The organism is Bacteroides sp. ET336 (genome assembly GCF_024733815.1).
Taxonomy (GTDB): domain Bacteria; phylum Bacteroidota; class Bacteroidia; order Bacteroidales; family Bacteroidaceae; genus Phocaeicola; species Phocaeicola cellulolyticus.
This window is the reverse complement of the sequence record NZ_JANRHK010000043.1, coordinates 1-1699: the sequence shown is the minus strand read 5'-3', so window position 1 is coordinate 1699 and position 1699 is coordinate 1. Positions and strand designations below refer to the sequence as shown.

Annotated in this window: 1 protein-coding gene; it reads right to left on the bottom strand. The window is 40.0% G+C overall.

The features are described from left to right. Positions 1–27 precede the first annotated feature (27 nt). Positions 28–1587 (bottom strand): IS1634 family transposase, encoded by a 1560-nt coding sequence (locus tag NW213_RS16710; RefSeq protein ID WP_258323470.1) that lies wholly within the window; start codon positions 1585–1587, stop codon positions 28–30. Positions 1588–1699: the final 112 nt, after the last annotated feature.

The window sequence follows — 1699 nt, the reverse complement described above, 5'->3', positions numbered from 1 at the left end:
CCTGACTTTATCATTGCGTCACCCAAATCATAACTCTAACCAGTCATCAGTATCAATGAGGTACGCTATAGCTCTCTCCTCCTCTGTGAGGCAGAGAGTTTTTGTTATAGTGTCTTTATTCTCCGGACGTGCAATCTCAATAGTAACTATAGTCTCGGCTATCTTGAGTGTTTCATCTACAGAGTACGGACACCCAGACAATTTTAATAGCCTTTCAAGTTCCTTGTATACTTTCAAAGCAACGAAACATATACAAACATGAGCCTCAATTCTTCTTGGCGTGAAATGGAACATCGGTCTTACATCCAGCGTACCTTTGGTAATACGAAACGACCGTTCCACATTCCATAGATTCTGATAGGCTTCATAGACTTTCTCTGGACTTAGATCCGTATTTGTCTTATACCCTTTTAATCCATCCCATATTGCATCTTCCTTTATCTTTTCCTCATCTATACTGACTGTAATTCCAGAACTGATAGAAAGGAACTTGTTATATCCTCGTTTGTTGATGTCCGCCTTCGTCAGTGTTCCCTTAGAAAAACGTTTTCTTAGCCTTTCCACACCTTGTTCTCTATCGAATGCGTTCTTCTTGGCCCTTTCATCAGAATATCCAACAATAAGCCTGTCTCCATCCGGATATTTGATATCATTGAAGACCCCACTCCGACGCTCTGTTGCAATTATTTTCTCCATTATCCGGCCGGACTCCTTCTTTATCCTGGCACCTATTATATACTTATATCCACCATCACGGAGTAGCTTTACATTCTTTGCGCTCATAAGTCCGGAGTCTGCAATTACTACAAAATCATTGCCGAGATTGAATCTTTGAACAAAATCATCTACGATGGGAAGCATTGTATATCCCTCATATTGTGAACCGTTAAACAGAGAATAAGACAAAGGATATCCTCCACGACTGACAAGAAGTCCTAAAACAACTTGTGAATTTGCATTTTTACCATCTTTGGAAAAACCGGATTCCCGTAACTCGTCCTTATTCGTTGTCTCAAAATAAAGGGTTGTGACATCGTAGAAAAGTATCCCTAAATTCCCACCAAACAATCCTTTTGTATGCTTAACACTTATCTCCTGCACGAGTTCCTGCTGGGTATTATATAGTTTATCGAGATAACGATAAATCTTCTGCAAACTGACCTCTTCCTTGAAATGCCGTCTCAGATAATCCACTGTGGCCTTCTTGCTCATGGGAGAGCATATTCTGGATACTACAAGATGACGTAGTTCCTCATCCTGTATGATATTGAATCCGATTTTATCGTAAACTTTATTGATGATTCTCTGAGGTGAATTCAGAGAAGTACTTATTATATTGGATACAATGTACTCAGTCATTGAATTCTCTTCCCGTCTTAGTTTTTCACACTCATCATCAGGGAAGCTTATGGTTTGCTGTCCACCGTAATGGGCTATCCAATTCTTTCCTTCATTTACAAGTTGACGAATTTCATCCTCGGTTGTACCCACACCTATGACATGGAGTTCCGTAAATCTACCGGAACTCTTATCGGCGATGACAACACTGGTCGAGCCGGATCGATTCTTTTTCCTACGCACAAACATAGCACGAAGATACAAAATTTCAGTGCGTCACCCAAATTAGACTTAAAAACACTGCTACAGATACCTATAGGGCAGGTTCATGAGAAAATTTTAAAAAAGTGATAAAGTCAGG